Here is a 24,951-nt window from a genome sequence, read left to right on the forward strand (position 1 = left end):
TTCTTTGGGAGTGGCACACTGCACGAAGAAGCGGCAAGGTCGCTAGTGTTACTGACGAGTAGGTAGTCCGCTCATCCCGAAAGGTCCACCGATGACTGATTTCAACCCCGAGTCGCTCGCCTCGATCGGCCCGAAGGAGTTCGCTCAGCTCGTCAAGTCGACGCCGGACTCCAAAATCGCTGAGGTCATGGCGGGCGAGAACCGCACCAAGATCCTCGACGAGGTCTTCAACCGGATGCCCACGCTGTTCCGCCCGGAGAAGGCCGGCAGCACCTCGGCCGTGATCCACTGGGTCATCACGGGCGGCGCCGGCGGCGCGAGCGACACCTACGAGACGGTGATCGAGAACGGCGCCTGCACGGTCACCAACCAGCCGGCCCGCGACCCGAAGCTGACGATGACCATGGACGCCGTCACGTTCCTCAAGGTCGTCTCGGGCGACGGCAACCCGATGATGCTCTTCATGACCGGCAAGGTGAAGGCCAAGGGCGACCTGGGCCTGGCCGCCAACGTGGCCAAGCTCTTCGACATCCCGAAGGCTTAAATACGCTTCTCGACGGCGCCCAGGGCGATATCGGTCCGGTACTGGGCGCCGTCCAGCCGCACACCATCGACCAGGGCGTACGCGGCGTCGCGAGCCGAAGCGAGGTCAGCGCCGACCGCGGTCACGCTCAGCACCCGGCCACCGGCCGAGATGAGCGCGCCGTCGTCGCGGCGGGCCGTGCCCGCGTGGATCACCCCGGGCACCTCGGCGCCCTCGATGACGTCGCCCGTGCGCGGCGTCGCCGGATAGTTCTTGCTGGCCACCACGACCGTGATCGCGGCGCCCGCGCGCCAGCGCAGCGGCGGAAGCTCGGCCAGCGTGCCGGTCGCGGCCGCGTTGAGCAGGCCACCCAGCGGCGTCTCGAGCAGGGCGAGCACGACCTGGGTCTCCGGGTCGCCGAAGCGCGCGTTGAACTCGATCACCTTGGGGCCGTCGGGCGTGAGCGCGAGTCCGACGTAGAGCAGACCGGCGAACGGCGTGCCCCGGCGGCGCATCTCGGCCAGGGTCGGCTCGACCGTCTCCCGCAGCACCCGGTCCACCAGGTCGTCCGGCGCCCAGTCGAGCGGAGCGTACGCGCCCATGCCCCCGGTGTTGGGTCCCTCGTCGCCGTCGGCGAGCCGCTTGAAGTCCTGAGCCGGCATCAGCGGCACGGCGGCGGTGCCGTCCGTGACCACGAAGAGGGAGACCTCGGGGCCGGACAGGTACTCCTCGATCACGACCGTGCCGCAGTCGGCCGCGTGCCGCTCGGCGACCTCGCGGTCATCGGTCACCACGACGCCCTTGCCGGCGGCCAGACCGTCGTTCTTGACGACGTACGGGGCGCCGAAATCGTCGAGCGCCCGCGCCACTTCCCCGGCGGTCGTGCAGGCGTACGACCCGGCGGTGGGAACGCCGGCGGCGACCATGACCTCCTTGGCGAACGCCTTGGAGCCCTCGAGCTGCGCGGCGGCCGCACTCGGGCCGAAGCAGGCGATGCCCTTGGCGCGGACCGCGTCGGCCACCCCGGCCACCAGCGGCGCCTCGGGACCGACCACGACCAGGTCGGCCGCCAGCTCGACCGCGAGCGCGGCCACCGCGGCCGGATCGGTCGCCTTGACTTCGTGCAGCTCGGCGACCTGGGCGATGCCCGGGTTGCCGGGGGCCGCGGCCAGGAAGTCGACGGACGGGTCGGCGGCGAGGCCGAGGGCGAGGGCATGTTCGCGGCCGCCGGAGCCGATCAGAAGTACGCGCACGGGCGCCGATCCTACCGGCGGCCTCCTTCCCCACGTCGCACAGCGGGGCTGTCGCGTAAACTTCGGCAGTACCCGGACCTCTGCCAGGTACGACCTGTTCTACGGAAGGCGTCACGCAAGTGCCGGTGATCGTGTTGGTCGGAGCCCAATGGGGCGACGAGGGCAAGGGCAAGGCCACTGACCTGCTGGGCGACCGGCTCGACTACGTGGTGAAGTTCAACGGCGGCAACAACGCCGGCCACACCGTGGTGATCGAGGGTGAGAAATACGCCCTCCACCTGCTGCCCAGCGGCATCCTGACCCCGGGCGTGATCCCGGTGATCGGCAACGGCGTCGTGGTCGACCTGGCCGTCCTCTTCCAGGAGATCGACGGTCTCGAGGCGCGCGGCGTCGACACGTCGCGGCTGCGCATCAGCGCGAACGCGCACGTCATCCCGTCGTACAACCGCTCGATGGACAAGGTCGCCGAGCGTTTCCTCGGCTCGCGCCGCATCGGCACGACGGGCCGCGGCATCGGGCCGACCTACGCCGACAAGATGAACCGCGTCGGTGTCCGCGTGCAGGACCTGTTCGACGAGTCGATCCTGCGGCAGAAGGTCGAGGCCGCGCTCTCCTTCAAGAACCAGGTGCTCAGCAAGATCTACAACCGTCAGGCGGTCAAGCCGGACGACGTGGTCAAGGAACTGCTGTCCTACGTCGACCGTCTCCGGCCGTACGTCGGTGACACCGCCCTCGAGCTCTCCGAGGCCCTCGACGAGGGCAAGGTCGTGCTCTGCGAGGCCGGCCAGGCCACCCTGCTCGACGTCGACCACGGCACCTATCCGTTCGTGACCAGCTCGAACGCGACCGCCGGCGGCGCCTGCACCGGCTCCGGCATCCCGCCCACCCGCATCGACCGGGTGGTGGCCGTGCTCAAGGCGTTCACCTCGCGCGTCGGCGAGGGCCCGTTCCCGACCGAGCTGCACGACAAGTTCGGTGACCACCTGCGCGAGGTCGGCCACGAGTACGGCACGACCACCGGCCGCCCGCGCCGCATCGGCTGGCTCGACCTGGTGATGGCCCGCTACGCGCAGCGGATCAACGGGGTCACCGACTTCGTTCTCACCAAGTTGGACAATTACGACGACCTGGACGAGATTCCGGTCTGCGTGGCGTACGAGGTCAACGGCGTCCGCCACGACGAGATGCCGATCAGCCAGTCCGACTTCCACCACGCGGTCCCGATCTACGAGACGCTGCCCGGCTGGAAGCAGGACATCTCCGGCTGCCGCACCTTCGCCGACCTGCCCAAGGACGCGCAGCGCTTCGTCGAGTTCGTCGAGGAGCGCATCCGCGCCCGCGTCTCGGTGGTCGGCGTCGGCCCGGGCCGCGAAGAGGTCATCGAGCGTCACTCGGTGCTGAGCGAGGCCTGATGTACGACGTCATCCTGCTCAGCCTGGCCGAGGGCGCACCCGCCGCCGGCGCCGGCGCGTGCGGTTCCGAGTGCGGCGGCTGCGGGGTTCTCGAGAAGGAAGCCTGCGACACCCCGCGCGTGCCGGTGCGCGAGTGCGCCGACGCCCTCAAGGCGGGCGGAGCCCTGGTCGAAATGATCACGGCCCACTCCGACGCCGAGATCGACGAGGTGATCGCCCGCCTCGACGGACCGACCCGGCCCGACGGCTTGACCTGGCCTTCTTCGGAGTCCAGGGTCCGGCTGGTGGTGGCTTCGGCCACGGACGGCCAGTTGCGGGCTGTCGTCCGCCGGTTGGTACGCCGATACGCGCCCCCGCCGAGCAAGCGGCCGGCCGACCTGGCCGCCGACCGCACGGTGCCCGACCTTCCGCCGATCGCGATCCTGCCGCTCGACGTCGCCAACACCACCGACCTGGCGGCGCAGCTCGGCCTGCCCCGGGTGCCGTCGGCGGTGGCCGAGGCGGTCCTGTCCGGCCGGACCCGCCGCCTTGACCTGCTGCGCAACGATGGTGGCTCGGTCACGGTGGACGGCGCCCTGGTGGGCGGCGTCGGCGACGACGGCCGGGCCCTGCCGTGGCGCGGCCGTGTCGAGGTCGACGACGCGGTCCTCTCCGGCGGTGACGACCCCATCCTGGCCTGCGCGATCGGCAACGGCGCGGGCTACGCCGAGTTCGACGGCCTGCGGCTGCTGGCCGAGGGCAACGCCGAGGACGGCACGGTCGAGGTGGCGGTGGCCGTCCCCATGGTCGTCAAGCAGCGCTTCAAGGGCACGAAGATCCGCATCGAGGTCCGCCGGGCCCGCGGCCGCGCGGTCTCGGTGCTGCCCCGCGACGGCGAGCTCCAGTTCCTCGACGACGGCGTCGCGGGATCGATGAACCGCAAGCGTTCCTGGTGGACGGAGGCCGGGGCCTGGGCGGTGTACGCGGGCTGACCGTCTGTGCGAGTCTGAAAATGTAGGACCAACCGGGGAGGGTTGCATCCGTGGCATCGGTGGAGGACGAAGGCGCTGACCGCGTCTACGCACCCCCGGACAGGGACGTCGAGCCGCTGTGGGAGGCGGAAGAGCTGGAGGCCCCGGTACACGGCCGCCCGGTCCCGCACGACACGCCGCCACCCGTGCCCGTGCCGCCCGCCGGCGTCTACCGCCCCGGCGATCGCGTGCCGGTGCCCCCGCCGCCCGCCATTCCGGTCTCGCAGCCGTACGCCGCGGCGGCCCCTCAACACGGCCAGCCACCGGTCCCGGTCCAGCGGACGAACGGTGTGCCCGCACCTCAGCCGACCCGGGCCTGGCCCGAGACCGAGCCCGGCGCTCCCCCGCCGCCGCAGTCCCCAGCACCCCATTCTCCGCCGCCACCCTCGGCTCCCGCTTCTGGCAGCGGCGCACCCGACGAGGAAGAGTCCGGTGTGCACACTTCGCCGGATTCGCCCTGGTCGCAGCCGCCGCAGAGGCCCACGCCGCCGACTGTTTCCCCTGAGCCGGCGACCGCGCCGCCCGCCATGGGCTCGGCGTCCGTGCCCCCGCCGCCCGCCCAGCAGGATGCCGCCGCTCCGGCCCCGGGCCCGCAGGCACCTGGTCCTCGGGCGCATGCGACGCCACCGCCGCCGCCTCCCGGTCCCTATCCGCCGAGCGTCGATCCGCGGGCGTTCCCGCAGCAGCCGCATCCGCAGATGTACCAAGCCCATCCGCAGGTACAGCCGCCGGCACACCCGCAGGCGCCGAGCCCACCGCCCACCGATCCGTTCCAGGATCTGCCGTGGGTCTCCGACGGCACGCCGACGGCCGAGGAGTTCGCCCGGCGCCGGCTGGCCAAGCCGCCCGAGCCGATCGCCAAGGTGGGCGTGCGCGGCGCGGTCAACAACATCACCGGCGGCCTGGCCAAGCTGTCGCCGGGCCGGCGCGAGGTGGAGCGCAAGCAGGACGTGGAGATGGTCCGCCGCAACTTCGGCGGGCTGCGCCAGGTCACCGTGGTCAACCCCAAGGGCGGCGCCGGCAAGACGGTCGCCGTGCTGCTGCTCGCGATGACCTTCGGCCAGAAACGCGGCGGATATGTGCTGGCCTGGGACAACAACGAGACGCAGGGCACCCTGGGCATGCGGGCCCAGCAGGACTTCCACGCCCGTACGGTCCGCGACATGATGCGCGACCTGCATCTGTTCCGCGGCGCGCACGGCCGCGTCGGCGACCTGTCGCAGTACGTCCGGGCCCAGGGCGAGGGCATGTTCGACGTGCTCGCCTCGGACGAGTCGGCCACGGCGGGCGAGATGCTCACGGCCGACGCCTTCGCCGAGATCCGCGAGATCGTGAGCCGGTTCTACAAACTGATCTTTGTGGACACCGGCAACAACGTGAGGGCGCAGAACTGGCAGGCCGCCATGGACGCCACCGACCAGCTGGTGATCACCATGTCGGCCCGTAACGACTCGGCCGAGACCGCGGCCCGCATGCTCGACCACCTGGAGCAGACCGGCCGGCAGCGCCTGGTCCGCCAGGCCATCAGCGTCGTGTCGATGCCACCCACCCGCAAGGACATCGACCTGCCGGCGATCCAGCGCCACTTCGCCGCCCGGACGAGGGCGGTCCTGCTGGCCCCGTACGAGAAGCTGATCGACTCGGGCGAGCCGCTCCGCTACGGCCAGCTCTCCGGCAACACCCGCGACGCCTGGCTGAAGATCGCCGCCGCGGTGGCCGAGGGCCTCTGACCGGCCGCCATCACGGGCGACCGGTCAGAACCGGGTCTCAGGACAGGGCGTCGGCCGCGGCCGGGTCGCTGTCGCGCAGGAACTGGGCGCAGCGGGCGGCCTCGTCGGCCTCGCCGATCTCGGCGGCGGCGATGGACAGGCTGTGCAGGCAGCGCAGGAAGCCCTGGTTGGGCGCGTGCGCCCACGGGACCGGGCCGTGGCCCTTCCAACCGTTGCGGCGCAGCGCGTCGAGGCCGCGGTGATATCCGGTGCGGGCGTAGGCGTACGCGGTGACGGGCTCACCGGCGGCCAGCGCGTCGGCGGCCAGCGCGGCCCAGCCTCCGCTGTAGGCGGGGTGGGCGGCGGCCACCGCCTTGTACGCGTCGGCGGTGCCGCGCTCGGCGGCCTCGGCCAGGGCCTTGTCGGCCTGCTCGTCGGCGGGCAGCAGGGTGGCCGGCGGCTCGGGAAGGAGGTTCTGCATGCCCTTATTCAACCGGTCCGGCCCATTCTCATTCCGTCCGGGCTCAGTCCCAGGCGTCGGCCAGGCGGCTCAGCCGGGCGGCGTACTCGATCCGCTGGTTCCAGCCCGCCGGCCACGCCGCCATGCCCAGCGCCGCGCCCGCGAAGGCCCCGGCGAGGCAGGCGATGGAGTCGGAGTCGCCGGACGACGCCGCGCCCCGGCCCAGCACGGCCACCGGCTCCTCGGGCGAGATCAGGTAGCAGTATAGGGCTGTGGCCAGCGCCTCCTCGGCGATCCAGCCCTCGCCGGTGGCCAGGCACGGGTCACCGGCGAAGCGGCCCGCCGCGAGCGCGGCCGCGACCCGGTCGAGCGCGACGGCGGTCTCGTCCCAGCCGCGGGCGATGAACTCCTCCGGCGAGTCGACCCCTGGCTGCTGCCAGAGGTCGCCGAGCCACTGTTCGCGGTAGACCTTCCGCTGGCTGTCGCACCGCTCGCGCAGCGCGCCGAGCAGGCCGGCCGGCGCCATGCCGTCGGCCAGCCACCTCACCGCGTACGCCGTCAGCTCGCTCGCCGCCAGGCCCGTGGGATGGCCGTGCGTAAGGCCGGCCTGCAACTGAGCCGCGCCCGCCCGCTGGTCGTCGGTCAGGCCGGGCACCAGGCCGACCGGCGTGACCCGCATGTTGGCCCCGCAGCCCTTCGACCCGGCCTGGGTCGCCCGCTGCCACGGCCCGCCCGCTTCCAGCGCGGCGCAGGCCCGCAGGCAGGTCATCCCGGGCGCGCGGTTGTTGTCGGGGCTGACCGCCCAGGCCAGGAACGCCCGGCGCAGCTCCGGCTCGAGCGCGGCGGCGGTGAATTCCGGGGCCGCGAGGATCGCCTCGCCGACCGCGAGCGCCATCTGCGTGTCGTCGGTGACCAGCGCCGGGTCACCTTTCAGCTCACGGGGGCCCTCCGGGCCGTACGCCGCGATAATGGTCTTGTAGTCCTGGAATTCCGTCGGCTTGCCGAGCGCGTCGCCGTACGCCAGGCCGAAGAGCGATCCCGCTGCGTTTCGCACGGTGGCTACCCTACGGGGCATGGTCGGCGATCCCCTTCAGCCCGTCTTCGGCGGCGACGTTCCCTTCGACGCCACGGTCAACGAGATCGAGTCGCGGGCCGAGCTCGACGTCCATCTCGCCAAGAAGTCCCTGGCCGGCCTGGTGATCCTCGGGCTGCGCCTCGATCTCGATCCGCCCGATCTGAGCGAGGTCGAGGTGGCGGGCGCGCTGTTCATCGGCTGCCGGCTGGCGAGCGACGACGTCGAGATCGATCTCATCCGGCGCGGCGCCCACCTGGTGCCGCCGTTCGACGCGCGGCCCTATCCGACCCACCCGGCCAACCTCTACACGCCCGAGGACCTCTCGTTCGGCTTCGCCGAGGGTGGCTTCGCCGGCATGTACGACACCCAGGTGTACGACCATTTCGTCGCGCACGGCGGCGCCTCACCGGACATCCGCGAGGCGATCGCGCAACGGCTGCACGACGCCGGCGTCGACAACGCGCTGGGCAAGGCGCTCGCGGCCTGGGTGCACGGGCGCGGCGTCGAGGGCGCGGTCGGGATCATGGGCGGGCACGCGGCGCCGCGCGGATCGCAGGCGTACCGGATGGCGGCCACGCTGGCCTGGCGGCTCGCGTCGCTGGGACGGCTGGTGGTGACCGGCGGCGGGCCGGGCGTGATGGAGGCGGCGAACCTCGGGGCGTACTTCGCGGCCCGCCCCGCGCCCCAGCTCATGCAGGCGATCGACGACTTGTCGGCGGCGCCGCACTTCGCCGACCACGACCCGTACACGGCGGCCGCTCTGGCCGTCCGCAAGAGGTTCCCGGCGCCGCCGAAGGCGGTGGCCGACGTGGTCGGGCGCCTGCGGCACGGCGGCCTGGCCCTGCCGACGTGGCTGTACGGTCACGAGCCGGCCAACCTCTTCGCCGGTCAGATCGGCAAGTACTTCTCGAACGCCGTCCGCGAGGACTCGATCCTGCGGCTCTCCCGTGGCGGCATCGTCTTCGCGCCGGGGTGGGCGGGCACGGTCCAGGAGATCTTCCAGGCGGCCACGAAGACCTTCTACCAGACCGACGGGCCGTCCGGCGCGTTCGTCTTCCTCGGCGTCGACCACTGGCGTGAGCTGCCGGTCGAGGCGCTGCTGCGCCCGTTGCTGGCGAAGAGCCCGCACGGCGACCAGTCGCACCTGGTGGTGGTCACCGACTCGCTGGACGTGGCGATGAAGGCGCTCACGCCACGTGCACACGCCGCCAGTTAGTCACCGGGAGATCTTTTTCCGGTACGTCGGTGAGGCCGTTCTCGTCCATCGCGTTGTAGACGGCGAGGCGTGCCTCCTCGAAGAGGAACTCGACGGCGTGCAGCACCCGGGGCCGCCACTCGGCGGTCGTGACCAGCTCGATGATGTTGACCGAGCGCAGGCGCTGGCCCCGGGCCGCGCGCAGGGCCGCGTGCGGGTCGGGGCGCCAGTCGAAGTGCTCGTACCAGTCGATCGGGTTGTTCAGGTCGATCTGGTCCCAGGTGATCGCGCACTCATCGAATTTACGATGGGTTATCTCGACTCTCGTCACTCCAAAGTCGAGGATCACCGGTCCGTCGGCGAACCAGCCGCGCTCGGCGATGTCCCACATCAGCCAGCTGGAGCGCAGTTTCTTGCCGATGAGCCGCACAAACCTGGTCCGGTGAACGGCCGCCAGGGCCTCGGCGTCATGGTGCCACGTGGGCTCATAGCCCTGAATCCCAAGCACGATCATGATCCACCTCCCGGGGGACGACGATCGTATACATACCTCTCAGTAACCTGCCAGAAAGAGAAAACAGCCGGCCCCTCAAGAGGGACCGGCTGTCATCTTTCGATTACTTCGAGAGAGTGGTGCCCACCGAGCGCAGGTGCTCGCACGCCTCGACGACGCGCTTGGCCAGACCGTTCTCGGCCAGCTTGCCCCAGGCGCGCGGGTCGTACGCCTTCTTGTTGCCGACCTCGCCGTCGATCTTCAGAACGCCGTCGTAGTTCTTGAACATGTGCTCGACGACGGGGCGCGTGAACGCGTACTGCGTGTCGGTGTCGATGTTCATCTTGACCACGCCGAAGTCCAGAGCGCCGTGGATCTCCGAGAGCAGCGAGCCCGAGCCGCCGTGGAAGACCAGGTCGAACGGCTTCTCCTTGCCGTACTTGGCGCCGACCGCGTCCTGGATCTCCTTGAGGATCTCGGGGCGCAGCTTGACGTTGCCCGGCTTGTAGACGCCGTGCACGTTGCCGAAGGTCAGGGCCGTCATGTAGCGGCCCTTCTCGCCCAGGCCCAGGGCGGCGGCGGTGGCCAGGCCGTCCTCGACGGTCGAGTAGAGCTTGTCGTCGATCGCGGCCGAGACGCCGTCCTCCTCGCCACCGACCACGCCGACCTCGATCTCGAGGATGATGTGCGCGGCCGCGGCGTCCTTGAGGAGCTCCTCGGCGATCTGGAGGTTCTCGTCGACCGGCACGGCCGAGCCGTCCCACATGTGCGACTGGAAGAGCGGGGCCTGCCCGTTGGCGACGCGCTCCTTGCTGAGGGCCAGCAGCGGGCGGACGTACTTGTCGAGCTTGTCCTTGGGGCAGTGGTCGGTGTGCAGCGCGATGTTGATCGGGTAGTTCTTGGCCACCTCGGTCGCGAACTCGGCCAGCGCCACGGCACCGGTGATCATGTTCTTGACCGTCGGACCCGACACGTACTCGGCGCCACCGGTGGAGATCTGGATGATGCCGTCGCTGCCCGCCTCGGCGAAGCCCTGGAGGGCCGCGTTGAGGGTCTGCGAGGACGTCACGTTGATCGCCGGGTACGCGAACGCGCCCGCCTTGGCCCGGTCCAGCATCTCGGCGTAGACCTCGGGAGAAGCGATGGGCATCGGTGCGCTCCTTGCTCTTTGCGTTCGGGAGACAGAGGGCAGGACCGCGCTGTCCTCCAACAGGCAGTATTCCGTAGCCGCCCGGCCGATCAGAAATGACCCCGTAACTCTCCATAGATTCCGGCACATCGCCGCAATACGCCCATTTAGTCTTCGACCATGCCAATGATCATCGGCCGAGCGGCGGCCGCGCTGCTCCTCGTGCTGCTACCGGCCACACCGGCCTCGGCCGCCCCGGCGACCCCCACCGCCGAGGCGCACCTCGGCCGGATCACGGTGGCGCCGGGCGGCCCGGTGCGAGGCACCCTGCTGTGGTTGCGCGCGGAGAACATCGCCGAGGACGACACCCACCGTGTGGCGCTCTCCTTGGACCTCGGCAACGCTGAGAAGCTGGCGGAATTCGACCTCTCCCTGACGAACTTCGGAACGACCGCCGCCGGCACCGTCGCCGACGAGGTCGACGACGTGGTCAGCACGGCTCCCGACGGCCCCTGCCGGGCGACCGGGCCGGTGATCGAATGCGTCTGGACGGACGCCTTCTTCGCCGACGGGACCCTGCCCGTCGCGGCGCTGATCGCGAGACCGAGGGCGAAGGTGGAGACCGGCGACACCGCGGAGATCGAGCTGACGGCCCGGATCGGCGACGGGCCGGCCCGCACGACCCGTGCCGAGATCAGGGTGGGTGAGGCGGTCGATCTGGACGCGGGCGCCCACCAGGACGTCAGCGCGCGGCCCGGCAGCCGGGCCAAGGTCACCCCGAAGGTCCGCAACTCCGGCTCGAAGGCCGTCGAAGGGGCGGTCCTCTATCTCCACGCCGACGGCCGCCTGCTCGAGAAGTCCTCATTCAGCAACTGCCGCTACACCGAGGATCAGATCGTCTGCACCTTCGACGAGCCCCTGCGACCCGGCCGGACCTATCGGACGTCGGCGCCGCTCACGCTGCGGCCACCGGCCGACTCGGCGGCCGGGAGCCAGTCCGATCTCATGCACCAGTGGTTCACCCCCACCGACTTCGAAGCCATCGCCGAGAGCAACCTGTGGGACGAGCCGGGCGAGCCCGGCACGGGCGCTCCGCTCACCCTCGAGGAACTGGTCGCCGCGCAGGCGGCCCCGCAGTCGGACGTGCAGCCGGAGAACGACTACGCGGGCGTGACGCTGACCGTGACCGGATCCCTGAAGCGGCGTGCTGTGGCCGTCGGCGCCCATCCGAGCTCGGCGGTCGGCGACCGGCTGACGATCGGCGCCGGGGCGCTCTGGCGCGGGCCGGGACGGCTCCAGCCCGATCTCTATCCGAACAACACCCTCCTGTCCGTCGTGCGCCTGCCCGGCAACGTCGAACCGGTCGAAGTCGACGAACGATGCTGGGACAAGGAGGAACCAGGACTTTACGTCTGCGCGGACAGGGAAGCCCTGGGGCCGGGACAGCGGCAGATGTTCGCCTTCACGGTCGAGACCGAGAAGCCCTGCGGCGACGCCGGCTCGGTCGAGGTCACCGATGTCCAGCCGGAGATCAACGCTTGGCGGGCGGGGCGGCGCGACGACGGCACCGCCGCGATCACGGTGACCGTTCCGGGCGCGCGGTGTGCCCTGCCGATCACCGGGCCGGGGGAGCTGTGGGCCGCCGGCGCCGGTGCCGCGCTCGTCGCGGTGGGGCTGCTCCTGGCCGTACGGCGTCGTCGGTCGGCTGTTTGCGCGCATGCTGTGGGGGAAAGGTGGCCCGGATGACGGCGGAAGGAAGCGCGTGATGACGTATCCAGGCAGCGACGATCTCGAAGCTCCCGAGGCGGACGCCGCGGAGCAGGCGACCGACGCCTTCCTCGACGACGACAGCGACGACCCGTCGCCCGCGCTGGGCGACGAGACGCCGGAGTGGGACGCGCAGGAGCAGAGCCGGTCCGTACGGCTGGAGGACGAGTACCGCTGAATTAATGGTTCGCTCTTGATCGTTTCGGCGGCCCATCATTACGGGCGTGCTGCTCACTGTCACGACCACTCACCGCCCGGCCACCGATCTCGGATATCTGCTGGTCAAGCACCCCGGCAAGGTGCATTCGTTCGACGTGCCCACCGGTACGGCGTACGTCATGTACTCCGAGGTGGGCGACGAGCGGTGCACGGCCGCGCTGATGCTGGACGTCGATCCGCAGCGGCTGCGCGCCCAGCGTGACGCGTTCGAGCTGAGCCAGTTCGTCAACGACCGGCCCTACGCGGCCTCCAGTCTGCTCGCCAGCGCCCTCTCCAAGGTCTTCCGCTCCGCCCTGCGCGGCGCCTCCAAGGACCGCCCCGAGCTGGCCGCCACCCCGATCCCGCTGGAGATCCGCGTGCCGGTGCTGCGGGGCACGGCCGAGCTGGCCACTCGCCTTTTCGCTCCGCTCGGCTGGGAGGTCGAGGCCACCGGAATCCCGTTCGAGCCGGAGATCGGCGGCGACAGCCGCTACGTCGATCTCACCCTGCGCGGTTCGCTGACGCTCTCCGCGGCCCTCAACCATCTGTACGTCCTCCTGCCCGTCCTCGACGACGCGAAGCACTACTGGGTCGCGCCCGACGAGATCGAGAAGCTGCTGCGCTCCGGTGAGGGCTGGCTGGCCGGCCATCCCGACAAGGTGCTGATCGCCCGTCGCTACCTGGCGCACAAGCGGGCGCTGACCACGACCGCGCTCCAGTCGCTCGAGGGCGAGGAAGCCGAGGAGCCGCCGGCCGAGGAGGAGGCCGAGCTTCCGGTGGTACGCCGCCAGTCGCTCGCCGAGCAGCGCCGCGACGCCGTGCTGGCCGCCCTGACCGAGGTCGGCGCGACACGCGTGCTCGACCTCGGCTGTGGCGGCGGGGCCCTGCTGGGCGCGCTGATGAAGGACCGGCGCTACATCGAGGTCGTCGGCACCGACGTGTCGGCCCGGGCCCTGGAGATCGCCGCCCGCAAGCTGCGCCTCGACCGCCTGCCCGAGCGGCAGCGCGGCCGTCTCAAGCTGTGGCAGTCCGCGCTGACCTATCGCGACGACCGGCTGCGCGGCTACGACGCGGCGGTGCTGATGGAGGTCATCGAGCACCTCGACGTGCCGCGGCTGCCGGCGCTGGAGGCGAGCGTCTTCGGCCACGCGCACCCCGGCGCCGTCGTCGTGACCACGCCCAACGCCGAATACAACGTCCATTACGAGGGCCTGACCGGCATGCGGCATTCGGACCATCGCTTCGAGTGGACGCGCGCCGAGTTCCAGGACTGGGCGACCCGGACCGCCGAGACATACGGATACAACGTGACATTCAGGACAGTCGGCGAGCTTGACGAGGCCACCGGCTCCCCCACCCAGCTCGCGCTCTTCACGGAGGTGACCGCATGATCGACCTCCCGGAGCTCGCGCTCGTCGCCCTGGTCGGCATCTCCGGCTCGGGCAAATCGACCTTCGCCCGTACGCATTTCCGCCCCACCCAGGTGCTGTCGTCCGACTTCTTCCGCGGCCTGGTGGCCGACGACGAGAACGACCAGTCGGCCTCGGCCGAGGCCTTCGACGCCCTGCACTACATCGCCGGCAAGCGGCTGGCCGCCGGCCGGCTCACGGTCGTCGACGCCACCAACCTCCAGCCGCACGGCCGGGCCGAGCTGGTGCGGGTGGCCAAGGAGCACGACGTGCTGCCGGTGGCGATCGTCCTCGACGTGCCCGAGGCGCTGGCCTGGGAGCGCACGCAGGCCCGCCCCGACCGTACGTTCGACCGCCGTGTCCTCAGCCGGATGCACCGCGACCTGCGGCGCAGCCTCGGCTCGCTGGCCCGTGAGGGCTTCCGCAAGGTCCACGTGCTGCGCGGGCCGGAGGAGATCGCCGCCACCTCGATCCGCTACGAGAAGCTGTTCAACGACAAGCGCGAGCTCACCGGGCCGTTCGACATCATCGGCGACGTGCACGGCTGCCGGGCCGAGCTCGAGACCCTGCTCGAGCGGCTGGGTTACGTCCTGACCCGCGACTCCGAGGGCCGCCCGGTCACCGCGGCGCACCCCGAGGGCCGTACGGCCGTCTTCGTCGGCGACCTGGTCGACCGCGGACCCGACTCGCCGGGGGTGCTGCGCCTGGTGATGGGCATGGTGGCGGACGGGGCGGCGCTGTGCGTGCCCGGCAACCACGAGCAGAAGCTGGCCCGCAAGCTCAACGGCCGCAAGGTCCAGCTGACGCACGGCCTGCCCGAGACCCTCGAGCAGCTGTCGGCCGAGCCCGAGGAGTTCGTGGCCCGGGCCAAGACGTTCATCGAGGGCCTGGTCAGCCACTACGTGCTCGACGGCGGCCGGCTCGTGGTCGCCCATGCCGGGCTCAAGGAGGCGTACCAGGGCCGCACGTCGGGCCGGGTGCGCAGCTTCGCGCTGTACGGCGAGACCACCGGCGAGACCGACGAGTACGGGCTGCCGGTCCGCTACCCGTGGGCCCGCGACTACCGCGGTTCGGCCGCTGTCGTCTACGGCCACACCCCGACCCCGAAGCCGGAGTGGATCAACAACACCATCTGCCTCGACACCGGCTGCGTCTTCGGTGGCGCGCTGACCGCGCTGCGCTGGCCGTCACGCGAGCTCGTCTCGGTGCCGGCCGAGAGGGAGCATTACGCGCCCGTACGCCCACTGGTCGCGCCCGGCCGGCCGGACGAGGGACTCGACATCACCGACGTGACCGGACGGCGTCACCTCGACTACGGGTACGGACGGGCCACCATCGCCGCCGAGAACGCGGCCGCCGCGCTCGAGGTGATGAGCCGGTTCGCGCTCGACCCGGCGACCCTGGTCTGGCTGCCGCCGACCATGGCCCCGTGCTCGACGTCGGAGCTGGACGGATATCTGGAGCATCCGGCGACCGCCTTCGCCGACATGCGCGCCGCCGGCGTGGAAAAGGTCGTGTGCGAGGAGAAGCACATGGGCTCGCGGGCCGTGGTCCGCGTGTCCCGGCTCGGCGAGGGCGACGCGATCTGGACCCGGACCGGCCGGCCGTTCTTCGGCCCGGCACTGGACGGGCCGCTGCTGGCCGGGGTGCGGGCGGCCGCGGCCGGGCTCTTCGACGAGCTCGGACGCGACTGGCTGCTGATCGACGCCGAGCTGCTGCCGTGGTCGGCCAAGGCGGCCGGCCTGATCCGGGAGCGGTACGCGGGGGTCGGCGCCGCCGGCCGGGCCGCCCTGCCCGCCGCCCTCGACGTGCTCGCCGGCACGGCCGCGCGCGGGCTGGACGTGACCGCGCTGCGCGAGCGGCTGGAGCTGCGATCGGCCGAGATCGACGGATATTCGGCCGCCTACCGCTCGTACGTGAAGCCGACCGACGGCCTCACGGGCGTCACGCTGGCCCCGTTCGCGGTGCTGGCCGGCGACGGCGTCTCGTACGCGGACCGTGACCACGGCTGGCACCTGAGCCAGGCCGACCGGCTGGTGGCGGCCGGCCCGGAGCTGTTCACGCCGACCCGGCGGGTCGTCGTCGACCTGGCCGACCCGGCGTCCGAGGCGGAGGCCACCGAGTGGTGGCTGGCGCTGACCGCCGCCGGTGGCGAGGGCATGGTGGTCAAGCCGTGGCCGGGCCTGACCGCCACCGAGGAGAAGGGCCGGCTGGTCCAGCCCGGCGTGAAGTGCCGCGGCCGTGAATATCTGCGCATCATCTACGGCCCGGAGTACACCCGCCCCGAGCAGCTCGCCCGCCTGCGCCGCCGCAACCTGGGCCGCAAGCGCAACCTGGCCCTGCGCGAGCACGGCCTGGGCCTGGCCGCCCTCGACCGGCTGGCCGCCGGCGAGCCGCTGTGGCGCGTCCACGAGCTGGTGTTCGCCATCCTGGCCTCGGAGTCGGAGCCCGTCGACCCGCGCCTCTGACCGGCTCCACCCCCGCTCACCTGGCCGTTCGGGTGAGCGGGGCGATCGTTCGGCCGGGAAAGCCTCTCCACAGGAAGTGGACAGGTTTCACATGGGCTGATGCCGGTACCCTGGCTCCTCGTGGACATCCGTGCGCTCAGCGAGCAGCTCGCCTTCAATCCGACGGATCCGGCGGACCTGATTCACACCCTTGGTCTGTACGGTGTGTGGGCGATCATGTTCGCCGAGACAGGCCTGCTGGTCGGGTTCTTCTTCCCCGGCGACTCGCTTCTCTTCCTGGCCGGTGTGGCGGCCTCGCCCGTGGCCGACTCGATGTTCGGCGACGGCACCCAGCTGTCCTACGTCGGCCTGCTGATCGGCGCGCCGATCTGCGCCATCGTGGGCGCCCAGTTCGGCCACTGGCTCGGCGCCAGGTACGGCCGGCGCATGTTCGACAAGCCCGACTCGAAGCTGTTCAAGAAGGAGTACGTCCAGAAGGCGGAGTACTACTTCGAGAAGTTCGGCCCGGCCAAGGCCGTCGTGCTGGCCCGCTTCATCCCGATCGTGCGCACCTTCCTCAACCCGGTGGCGGGCACGCTCGGCATGCCGGCCCGGAAGTTCTTCCTCTGGAACGTGGTCGGCGCCATCCTCTGGACCGACGGCATCATCATCATCGGCCACACGCTGGCCCAGCAGATCTACGACGCCGTCGGCGACCACATCGACCGCTACATCCTCCCGGTCGTCGCGGTCATCGTGCTCATCTCGCTGCTGCCGATCTTCATCGAGATCCTGCGTGAGCGCCGCCACAAGAAGAAGAACGGCGACTCGGCCGAGCCCGAGCCGTCGGCCGCCATCGGCGTCGTCGCCGCCGCGAGCATCGCCGGCCTGGTCGACGCCGCCCGCGAAGAGGACGACAACGACGACCGCTACCCGCCGCGCTCGCACCGCCGCAACTGACCGACCCGCAGTCCACAAAAGACGCCGCCCCGGCTGGGGCGGCGTCTTTTCGTTATTCGTTTCAGGCGGAGAGCCCGGAGGGCGACGGGCTCCTGGGATCAGGTCAGACGGATAGCGCGGTGGAACCGGAGAGGCGGTTCAGGAACTCCTCGGGGCAGTCGCGCAGGTTTTCCAGGCGGCCGGCGGCCAGGGCCCGGTACGTGAGCTGCGCGGCCTCCTCGAGGTTGCGGGCCCGCTTGTGGGCCAGCTCGACCGTGTCGCCGAGGACCACGCAGCCGTGCTGGCTCAGGACCAGGCAGTCGGTGCCGTCGGCGGCCATGGCGGCCGTCAAGGAAGCCAGTTCGACCGTGCCGGGCATGCGGAACGGCACCGTGGAGACACGCCTCAGGTAGTAGGCGTGGTCGGTGGTGACGATCCGGATGTGCTCGCCCAGCGCGTCGAGCAGCAGAGCGGTCTGCGGATGCAGATGGATGATGGCGTTGACGTCGGGACGGGCCCTGTACAACGCGAGGTGCAACGCCAGCTCGCTGGTCGGCTCGCACTGCGGCGGCGGCATGTTGCCGATCGTCGCGGGTGAGCCGTCCGACACGCGAACGGCGGCGAAGGTAGTCCGGCTGAGACGGCCCAGCCAGGAGCCACTGGCGGTGACCCAGATGGCGTCCTCGTCGGGGATGCGCGCGGACAGGTTGCCACCGGAGCCGGCCACCAGGCCGGCCTGGATGACGTCGAATCCCACGAACGCGAGCTGATCGCGCAGATCGCCGTGGACGTAGTTCACCCGTTACTCCTCGGGTCCTGGGGGTGGACTTGAGGCGGAGAAGGTCTTCGGCCTGGCGTCACGCCCCACGTGATGCCGGTGACGCCAGGCGAGTCCCGAAAGCGGTCAGCGCGCCTTCTTCGTAGCCCGCTTGCGAGGCGGGGTCAGAAGATCGGCGATCGTCGCGATGGCGGTCGGCACGAGACGGTAGTACGCCCACACACCCCGCTTCTCACGCTCGAGCAGGCCGGCCTCCGTGAGGATCCGAAGGTGATGGCTCACCGTCGGCTGAGACAGACCGAGCGGAGCGGTCAGGTCGCACACGCAGGCCTCACCGTCCGTCGCGGACTGAATGAGGCTCAGCAGCCGAAGCCGGGCCGGGTCGGCCAGTGCCTTGAGCACCCCGGCCAGCCGCTCGGCGTCGGCACGTTCAATTGGCTCGCCGGCAAGCGGCGAGATCTGAGGCATTGTCATTTCCGCCAACGCAGTTCCCACGATCTCCATCCTTCCACCAACTGCATCGATTCTCCTGCATGGGTGCAGGAACGAACCGCCTAACTTCGAGGCCGTAAGGCCGACATCGATCGCCGGTACGGTCGATCCAGGATGGCCGGTAACCCGAACTCCTGATCAACCTTTACCCCGGCACCGAACTCGGTCTCTGCCTCCTGCAACGCCTCAGCCGCCGTCAGGTCGCTGCCCATCTGTGTCGAGGTCTCGATCCCCGCCCCGGGAGTGAGACGCCCCACATTGTCAATTCGTCGATCTGTTTCCGGTGACTGATCCGATTTGAGCAAGGTCCGCACACACCTCGCCGTCGTCATCTCAACACCGTGTGCGAGCTCCCGGACCGGGCGGCCGGATGCCGGAAGTTCACGACCCGATGAAAGCACGGCACCACGCTCTGCGACGGGCAATTCAGTGATGAATTTACGCAGGTCGTGGCGTGCTTGCATGTATCGAGCGTACTGGCTGGAACGAAACTGGAACCTTTCGCCCCGGCAGTGCCGAAGGGAACTATTGACGCACAACATTGGGTCTCTCTATAAACAAACCTTACTGTTGGCCAAGTCCCTTTCGCCCCATCCGGAGAACATCGACGCAGCTCAAAGCCCCTATGTCCTGGGTCACAGCCGGTGCGGCCGGCAGATCACCCGGACGAGGTGCTGGGAAGCTCCTGTGAATCGTGCGCCCGGACGTTTACCCATGTAGCGAAAAACACCCTCCGACCGGCTGGTCAAGCGCTATCCGGACAGCCGATTGGGGGACATCGCCGGATGAGAAAGTTACCCGTTCGGGTGACCCATGCCCATCAATATGAGGGGCCTCACCTCAAAATGAGGGGGGTGACTGGCGGGTAACTACTCCGACGGACGTGACCAGTACTCATCATCCGACGACGAAGGGGTCGCGCGCTTCCCCGACTCGGCCCCACTCGCCTCACCGGAAGGTCCGGAAGGAACGGTGGGCGAGGACACCTCGGCCGGATTCGGTACGGAGGAACCAGCCACCCCGGAACCAGAAGCCGAACCGCCCGAAGCCGTTTCCCCGGCCGCCGCCGAAACGCCCCCCGGCGTCGACGCAGCAGCCGTCGACGGGACCGCCGGAGCGGCAGCCGCAGCGGGACCGCCAGACGCGGCCGGAGCGATGGGATGGCTGGCGGAGGCAGGCGCGGCAGCGCCAGGCGCGAACGGCTGGACGGGCGGCGGGGCCGGCGTCGTGGAAGCCGGCGCGGTAGCGCCAGGCGCGAACGGCTGGGCGGGCGCCGCGGGCGCGGAGGACGCCGTGGGCTGGGTGGGCGTCTCAGACGTCACCGGCTGGGTGGCGGTCGCGGACGGCATCGGCGGGACGGGGGCGGTCGCAGCGCCCGGCGCCGCGGATGGCGTGGTCTGGACGGTTGCGGTGGGTGGGGCCTCGGCCGGCGTGGTGGGGGCGGGTGGGGCCGGCGGGCGGGCGTAAGGGGAGTCCGGGCCGCTTCCGTCCGGTGGGGCGGTCGGGGCGGGCGCGGTGGGGTACTGCGGGTAGGGCGCGGCGGCGTACGGGCTGGAAGGGCCTGAAGCGTAAGGGGACCCGGGACCGTAGGCACCGGGGTCGTAGCCCTGGCCGTACTGCTGAGCGTAACCCGCGGTGGCCGGATGTCCCGGGTAAGGCGCGCCGTACGCGGGTGGATAGGCGCCGGGCGGGACGGAAGAAGCGGCCGGCTTGCGGAAGAAGGCGCGCGGGGCCGTCAGTATCAGGACCCCGACGACCGCGTAGCCGAGGATCTGCGCCACCGAGAGGGCGGCGTTCGTGCCGACCCAACCACCCGGGTACGCCTCGGTCAGGCGGGTGCCCAGCGAACCGGGCACCGCGTCGCCGCCTCCCTGCACCGCCACCGTCAGCGCGCTCCCGGCGCCGGCCAGGATGCCCAGGACGCAGGCCACCAGCGTGGTAATCCGCGCGGCGTTGCTGCCCCGGCGCAGGGCCAGGCCCAGGACCACGTACAAGGCGAAGATGATCACGGCCAGGGCCAGGGCCACCGCGGCGCCGAGCCAGACCACGGCCACGTAGTAGTCGAGGTCGGTGTCGCCCGTGAAGGACTGCAGCGGGCTGTCCGTGACGTCGCGGAAGCGGTCGATCGTTCCCGGCACGATGGCCAGGGTCGTGATCGCATAGATCAGGCCGATCACGGCCATCACCCAGAGCAGGACAGCGGCCACCGTCACCGTGGGCGGGCGGCCCGACGGCGAGGGTGGCGGCGCCAGGGCGATCGGCGGCGGCTGGACTGGGTATGACATCGACGACTCCCCGCGGTGATCCGTTGGCCCGAACCTACCCGCGTGGAGCGTCGAACGGTGCGGAACCCGTCCAGCGGGACGTCACGGCTTCGGCGGCTGTGTCCCGTCCGACGGCGGCTGCTCGTCCTCCGCGTCCGACGGCTTCGGCTGCGAGCCCCACGACGGCGGCGGAGCGCCCCACGACGGCTGGCTCCCGCCCGGTGATTCCTGCCCGGCCGGCGGCTGGGCGTAGGGATCGGAGGCCGGCGGCGGAGCGTACGGGTCGGAGGCCGTCGGCGGCGCCGAAGGCTCCGGGCTGGAAGGGCTGGAAGGGCTGGAAGGGCTGGAAGGGCTGGAAGGGCTGGAAGCCGGCGGCGGCGTGGACTGGCCCGGGCCCGGATAGGGCGGAAGCCCCGGAGCCGGCTGCCCCGGCTGACCCTGCGGCGCCGGATAGCCCTGAGCCGGATAACCCTGAGCCGGATAACCCTGGGCCGGATGTCCCGGCGCCGGATAGCCCTGGCTCGGCTGTCCCGGGTACGGCGGGTAGGGGTTCTGCTGCCCGTACACCGGATATTGCCCACCCGGCTGCTGACCCGGGTATGGCGGATATCCGACCGACGGATCCCAGCCCCCGGCCGGCTGCTTGCGGAAGAACTCGTTCGAGGCCGGCAGCGCCAGCAGGATCACCGTGCCCAGGACGGCCAGCAGGGCGATCACGGTCAGGGCCGTGGTCGTCGGCGTGTACCAGGACGGCAGGGCGTCGTTGAGGCGCTGGTCGAGGTCGTCGTCCTGCCACGTGGAGCCCGTGTTGCCGGCCGACTCCATCGTGCTGACCAGGGCGTTTCCACCCAGCCCGAAACCGAGGCAGCAGATCGCGATGCCGCCGATCGCCCACGTGACGATGCGGGACGGGTTCTTGCCCTTGTTGTTGAAGAAAGCCAGCGCGGCGAAGCCGATGCCGATCAGCAGGTTGACGATGCCGCCGAAGACGAAGATGCCGGTCACGACGCCTTCGGCGCCCTCGGACTCGGTGCCGGCGTAGACGTCACGGACCGCGTCGGACATGCGGCCCGACACCGAGAACGTGAGGAAGGCGCTGATCACCTGGATCGCCGCGACCAGGTAGAGCAGATAGGACGCGACCGTCACGATGACCGGGCGCGGCCGTGGTGTGGGTGCCGGGTAGCTCGGAACGGTCACAATGCCCCCAAATTCTTGATCCACTCACGGTATCGGTCGGCCGCCATATTCGCGACAGCGGCACAGAAGCCGACAACCTGTGGCAGCATCGGGCGACGATGGACGAAATATCCGTAAATAGGTCGCTCGTTCAGGGGGCGACACGGGTCGATTCCGGCCCCTACACTTCCATCCGTGGCGCCGACGTGGCAGCAGAGACCTCCCGCGACGCCCCCTGCCCGGACGAGTCGCCCGCCCCAGAAGAAGAGGGCCGAGGCAGACCGTCCTAGGGCACCTGTCCCAATACGCCGGCCGCGTGACCACACCGCGGCCGCCTCAGACCTGTTAAGGACCGGTGAGTCCCATGCCCCACGCCGACACCCTGGACGTCGTTCACCATGACGACACCCGGACCCGATTCACAGACGTGCGATATCAGCTCCACCGCGACGGCATCCGCATCTGGCCCGCCGAGGGCGGAGAGCAACTGGTCACGGACGTCCTGATGACACAGGCCTACCGGCAGCGGACGGCCACCGACTAGAAGAGAACGGCCCCGGGAAACCCCGGGGCCGTTTTTCGTCAGCCTCGCGCGACGGTCAGCCCGTCCTTGTCGGAGGCAAGGTCGACCACGACCCGGTCGCCGTCGCGGATCTCCCCCGCGAGCAGCGCCTTGGCCAGCGAGTCGCCGATCGCCGACTGCACCAGCCGCCGCAGCGGCCGCGCGCCGTAGATCGGGTCGTAGCCGTGCTCGCCCAGCCACTCCACCGCGGGCGCGGTCACGTCCAGCGTGAGCCGCCGGTCGGCCAGCCGCGTCCGGAGCCGGCTGAGCTGGATGTCGACGATCGCGGCCAGGTCGCCCTTGGTCAGCGCGTGGAAGACCACGATGTCGTCGAGCCGGTTGAGGAACTCGGGCTTGAAGTGCGCCCGTACGACCGCGAGCACCTCGTCGCGCCGCTCCTCGTCACCCATGGTGAAGTCGGCCGTCTGCGAACCCAGGTTCGACGTCAGCACCAGGATCGCGTTGCGGAAGTCGACGGTGCGGCCCTGGCCATCGGTGAGCCGCCCGTCGTCGAGCACCTGCAACAGCACGTCGAAGACGTCCGGGTGGGCCTTTTCCACTTCATCGAGCAGGACCACGCTGTACGGGCGGCGGCGCACCGCCTCGGTGAGCTGCCCACCCTCCTCATATCCGACGTAGCCGGGAGGGGCGCCGACGAGCCGGGCCACCGAGTGCTTCTCGCCGTACTCGCTCATGTCGATGCGGACCATCGCCCGCTCGTCGTCGAACAGGAACCCGGCCAGGGCCTTGGCCAGCTCGGTCTTGCCGACACCGGTCGGGCCGAGGAACAGGAAGCTGCCGGTCGGGCGGTCGGGGTCGGCGATGCCGGCCCGGGCCCGGCGCACCGCGCCCGCCACCGCGGCCACGGCCTCCTGCTGGCCGACCACCTTGTCGCGCAGCGACTCCTCCATGCGCAGGAGCTTGGCGGTCTCGCCCTCCATCATCCGGCCGGCCGGAATGCCGGTCCACGAGGAGATCACCTCGGCGATGTCGTCGGCGCCGACCTCCTCCTTGACCATCGGCGGCTCGGCGTCGGCCTCCTGCTCGTCGGCCGCGGAGGCCTTCGCGAGTTCCTGCTCCAGCGCCGGGATCTCCTGGTACTGCAGGCGGGACGCCCGCTCCCAGTCGGCGTCGCGCTGGGCGCGCTCGAGCTCGGCCTTGATCTCGTCGAGCTGCTTCTTGAGCTCGCCGACCCGGTTGAGGCCACCACGCTCGCGCTCCCACCGGGCGTTCAGCGCGGTCAGCTCCTCCTCGCGGTCGGCCAGGTCGCGCTCCAGCCGGCCGAGCCGGTCACGGGAGGCCGGGTCGGTCTCCTTCTCCAGGGCCAGCTTCTCGATGCGCATGCGGTCGACCTGCCGCTGGAGCTGGTCGAGCTCGACCGGGCGGGAGTCGATCTCCATGCGGAGGCGGGAGGCGGCCTCGTCGATCAGGTCGATGGCCTTGTCGGGCAGGAACCGGTCGCTGATGTAGCGGTCGGACAGCGAGGCCGCGGCCACCAGCGCCGCGTCGGTGATCTGCACCCGGTGGTGCGCCTCGTAGCGGCCCTTGAGCCCGCGCAGGATGCCGATCGTGTCCTCGACGGTCGGCTCACCGACCACGACGGGCTGGAAGCGCCGCTCGAGGGCCGGGTCCTTCTCGATGTGCTCGCGATATTCGTCGAGGGTGGTCGCGCCGACCATGCGCAGCTCGCCGCGGGCCAGCATCGGCTTGAGCATGTTGCCGGCGTCCATCGAGCCCTCGCCCTTGCCGGCGCCGACCACGGTGTGCAGCTCGTCGAGGAAGGTGACGACCTGGCCGTTGGAGTTGCGGATCTCCTCGAGGACGCTCTTGAGCCGCTCCTCGAACTGGCCGCGATATTGCGCGCCGGCCACCATCGCGCCGAGGTCGAGCGAGACCAGCTTCTTGTCGCGCAGCGTCTCGGGCACGTCGCCGGCCACGATGCGCTGGGCCAGGCCCTCGACGATGGCCGTCTTGCCGACGCCGGGCTCGCCGATCAGCACGGGATTGTTCTTCGTACGCCGGGAGAGCACCTGTACGACACGGCGGATCTCGGCGTCGCGTCCGATCACCGGGTCGATGCGGCCCTCGCGGGCCTGCGCGGTCAGGTCGACGCTGTATTTCTCCAGCGCCTTGTACGTGGACTCGGGATCGTTGTTGGTCACCCGCCGGTCGCCCCCGCGTACCTGCGGGAACGCGGCGACCAGGGCCTCCTCGGTGGCGCCGACGTCCTTGAGGGCGCGGCCGACGGAGCCGCCCACGCGGGCCAGGCCGGCCAGCAGGTGCTCGGTCGACACGTATTCGTCGCCCAGCGGCTGGGCGATCAGCTCGGCCTCGCCGATCGCGTTGACGAACTCACGCGACAGGCTGGGCTCGGCCGTGCTGGCGCCGCGGGCGGACGGAAGCTGCTCCAGGGCGCGGGCCGCCACCCGGCGTACATCTGCGGGGTTGGCCCCGACCGCGCGCAAGAGAACCGGCGCGGTCGAGCCGCCGGTGTCGAGAAGAGAAAGCAGCATGTGCCACGGCTCGACGGTGGCGTGACCGCGCCGTCCGGCGTCGGCGACCGCCCCCGTGATGACATCGCGGCTCTTGGTGGTGAGGCGTTCGGCGTTCATGTGCTCCCCAGAAAGAAACTTGAGCGTGAGCCACTCAACTCTAGC

At 70.8% G+C, this 24,951-nt stretch carries 22 protein-coding genes; 11 read left to right on the forward strand and 11 right to left on the reverse strand.

Annotated features, from left to right (window positions below; all coding sequences use genetic code 11):
- Positions 1–91: 91 nt before the first annotated feature.
- Positions 92–544: an SCP2 sterol-binding domain-containing protein gene (locus ACFY36_RS47120; protein ID WP_499752457.1), complete on the forward strand. Its 453-nt coding sequence runs from the start codon at positions 92–94 to the stop codon at positions 542–544.
- On the opposite strand, the gene purD is transcribed toward ACFY36_RS47120, so the two are convergent.
- A complete protein-coding gene (purD, locus tag ACFY36_RS47125) occupies positions 541–1,776 on the reverse strand; it encodes a phosphoribosylamine--glycine ligase (protein ID WP_499752458.1) in 1,236 nt (411 codons plus the stop codon). The genes ACFY36_RS47120 and purD overlap by 4 nt on opposite strands.
- A gap of 119 nt (positions 1,777–1,895) precedes the next feature.
- Here purD and ACFY36_RS47130 point away from each other — a divergent pair, with 119 nt between their 5' ends.
- The 3 genes from ACFY36_RS47130 to ACFY36_RS47140 are packed head-to-tail and all read left to right on the forward strand — an operon-like array spanning position 1,896 to position 5,928.
- Positions 1,896–3,188 carry an adenylosuccinate synthase gene (locus tag ACFY36_RS47130; protein ID WP_499752459.1) on the forward strand — a complete coding sequence of 431 codons (1,293 nt, stop codon included), beginning with the start codon at positions 1,896–1,898 and terminating at the stop codon, positions 3,186–3,188.
- Positions 3,188–4,159 carry a diacylglycerol kinase family protein gene (locus ACFY36_RS47135; RefSeq protein WP_499752460.1) on the forward strand — a complete coding sequence of 324 codons (972 nt, stop codon included), beginning with the start codon at positions 3,188–3,190 and terminating at the stop codon, positions 4,157–4,159. The genes ACFY36_RS47130 and ACFY36_RS47135 overlap by 1 nt, the downstream gene beginning before the upstream one ends.
- Positions 4,160–4,218: 59 nt before the next feature.
- Entirely contained in the window at positions 4,219–5,928 is a 1,710-nt protein-coding gene (locus ACFY36_RS47140) for a MinD/ParA family ATP-binding protein (RefSeq protein ID WP_499752568.1), read from the forward strand.
- Positions 5,929–5,965: 37 nt separating this feature from the next.
- Here the strand turns inward: ACFY36_RS47140 and ACFY36_RS47145 are convergent, their stop codons facing one another.
- On the reverse strand, positions 5,966–6,388 hold the full coding sequence (locus tag ACFY36_RS47145; RefSeq protein WP_499752461.1) for a DUF3151 domain-containing protein: 423 nt from the start codon (positions 6,386–6,388) through the stop codon (positions 5,966–5,968).
- A gap of 43 nt (positions 6,389–6,431) precedes the next feature.
- Positions 6,432–7,442: an ADP-ribosylglycohydrolase family protein gene (locus ACFY36_RS47150; RefSeq protein WP_499752462.1), complete on the reverse strand. Its 1,011-nt coding sequence runs from the start codon at positions 7,440–7,442 to the stop codon at positions 6,432–6,434.
- Between ACFY36_RS47150 and ACFY36_RS47155 the strand changes: the two genes are divergently transcribed.
- Positions 7,441–8,658, forward strand: coding sequence for an LOG family protein (locus ACFY36_RS47155; RefSeq protein WP_499752463.1), 1,218 nt, complete (start codon positions 7,441–7,443; stop codon positions 8,656–8,658). The genes ACFY36_RS47150 and ACFY36_RS47155 overlap by 2 nt on opposite strands.
- On the opposite strand, the gene ACFY36_RS47160 is transcribed toward ACFY36_RS47155, so the two are convergent.
- Positions 8,630–9,151: a hypothetical protein gene (locus ACFY36_RS47160; RefSeq protein WP_499752464.1), complete on the reverse strand. Its 522-nt coding sequence runs from the start codon at positions 9,149–9,151 to the stop codon at positions 8,630–8,632. The genes ACFY36_RS47155 and ACFY36_RS47160 overlap by 29 nt on opposite strands.
- 103 nt (positions 9,152–9,254) lie before the next feature.
- Positions 9,255–10,280 carry a class II fructose-bisphosphate aldolase gene (fbaA, locus tag ACFY36_RS47165; RefSeq protein WP_499752465.1) on the reverse strand — a complete coding sequence of 342 codons (1,026 nt, stop codon included), beginning with the start codon at positions 10,278–10,280 and terminating at the stop codon, positions 9,255–9,257.
- A gap of 159 nt (positions 10,281–10,439) precedes the next feature.
- Between fbaA and ACFY36_RS47170 the strand changes: the two genes are divergently transcribed.
- From ACFY36_RS47170 to ACFY36_RS47190, 5 genes are all read left to right on the forward strand, one after another.
- A complete protein-coding gene (locus ACFY36_RS47170; protein WP_499752466.1) occupies positions 10,440–12,005 on the forward strand; it encodes a COG1470 family protein in 1,566 nt (521 codons plus the stop codon).
- 19 nt (positions 12,006–12,024) lie between these two features.
- On the forward strand, positions 12,025–12,204 hold the full coding sequence (locus tag ACFY36_RS47175) for a hypothetical protein (protein ID WP_499752467.1): 180 nt from the start codon (positions 12,025–12,027) through the stop codon (positions 12,202–12,204).
- 46 nt (positions 12,205–12,250) lie between these two features.
- Positions 12,251–13,615 carry a 3' terminal RNA ribose 2'-O-methyltransferase Hen1 gene (locus ACFY36_RS47180; protein ID WP_499752468.1) on the forward strand — a complete coding sequence of 455 codons (1,365 nt, stop codon included), beginning with the start codon at positions 12,251–12,253 and terminating at the stop codon, positions 13,613–13,615.
- Positions 13,612–16,101 (forward strand): polynucleotide kinase-phosphatase, encoded by a 2,490-nt coding sequence (locus tag ACFY36_RS47185; protein ID WP_499752469.1) that lies wholly within the window; start codon positions 13,612–13,614, stop codon positions 16,099–16,101. The genes ACFY36_RS47180 and ACFY36_RS47185 overlap by 4 nt, the downstream gene beginning before the upstream one ends.
- A 120-nt stretch (positions 16,102–16,221) precedes the next feature.
- On the forward strand, positions 16,222–17,040 hold the full coding sequence (locus ACFY36_RS47190; protein ID WP_499752470.1) for a DedA family protein: 819 nt from the start codon (positions 16,222–16,224) through the stop codon (positions 17,038–17,040).
- Between the two features lie 103 nt (positions 17,041–17,143).
- Here ACFY36_RS47190 and ACFY36_RS47195 read toward each other — a convergent pair whose 3' ends face one another.
- The 5 genes from ACFY36_RS47195 to ACFY36_RS47215 form a co-directional block, all read right to left on the reverse strand.
- Positions 17,144–17,818: a class II aldolase/adducin family protein gene (locus ACFY36_RS47195; RefSeq protein ID WP_499752471.1), complete on the reverse strand. Its 675-nt coding sequence runs from the start codon at positions 17,816–17,818 to the stop codon at positions 17,144–17,146.
- Positions 17,819–17,923: 105 nt separating this feature from the next.
- Positions 17,924–18,301: an ArsR/SmtB family transcription factor gene (locus ACFY36_RS47200; protein WP_014440216.1), complete on the reverse strand. Its 378-nt coding sequence runs from the start codon at positions 18,299–18,301 to the stop codon at positions 17,924–17,926.
- 50 nt (positions 18,302–18,351) lie between these two features.
- Positions 18,352–18,753 (reverse strand): hypothetical protein, encoded by a 402-nt coding sequence (locus tag ACFY36_RS47205; RefSeq protein ID WP_499752472.1) that lies wholly within the window; start codon positions 18,751–18,753, stop codon positions 18,352–18,354.
- 405 nt (positions 18,754–19,158) lie between these two features.
- On the reverse strand, positions 19,159–20,574 hold the full coding sequence (locus tag ACFY36_RS47210; RefSeq protein ID WP_499752473.1) for a hypothetical protein: 1,416 nt from the start codon (positions 20,572–20,574) through the stop codon (positions 19,159–19,161).
- An 81-nt stretch (positions 20,575–20,655) separates the two neighbouring features.
- Entirely contained in the window at positions 20,656–21,753 is a 1,098-nt protein-coding gene (locus tag ACFY36_RS47215) for a hypothetical protein (RefSeq protein ID WP_499752474.1), read from the reverse strand.
- Between the two features lie 343 nt (positions 21,754–22,096).
- On the opposite strand from ACFY36_RS47215, the gene ACFY36_RS47220 reads away from it, so the two are divergent.
- Positions 22,097–22,276 carry a hypothetical protein gene (locus tag ACFY36_RS47220; protein WP_360248122.1) on the forward strand — a complete coding sequence of 60 codons (180 nt, stop codon included), beginning with the start codon at positions 22,097–22,099 and terminating at the stop codon, positions 22,274–22,276.
- A 38-nt stretch (positions 22,277–22,314) separates the two neighbouring features.
- Here ACFY36_RS47220 and clpB read toward each other — a convergent pair whose 3' ends face one another.
- Entirely contained in the window at positions 22,315–24,906 is a 2,592-nt protein-coding gene (clpB, locus tag ACFY36_RS47225) for an ATP-dependent chaperone ClpB (RefSeq protein WP_499752475.1), read from the reverse strand.
- Positions 24,907–24,951: the final 45 nt, after the last annotated feature.

The organism is Actinoplanes sp. NPDC000266 (genome assembly GCF_042899005.1).
Taxonomy (GTDB): Bacteria; Actinomycetota; Actinomycetes; order Mycobacteriales; family Micromonosporaceae; genus Actinoplanes.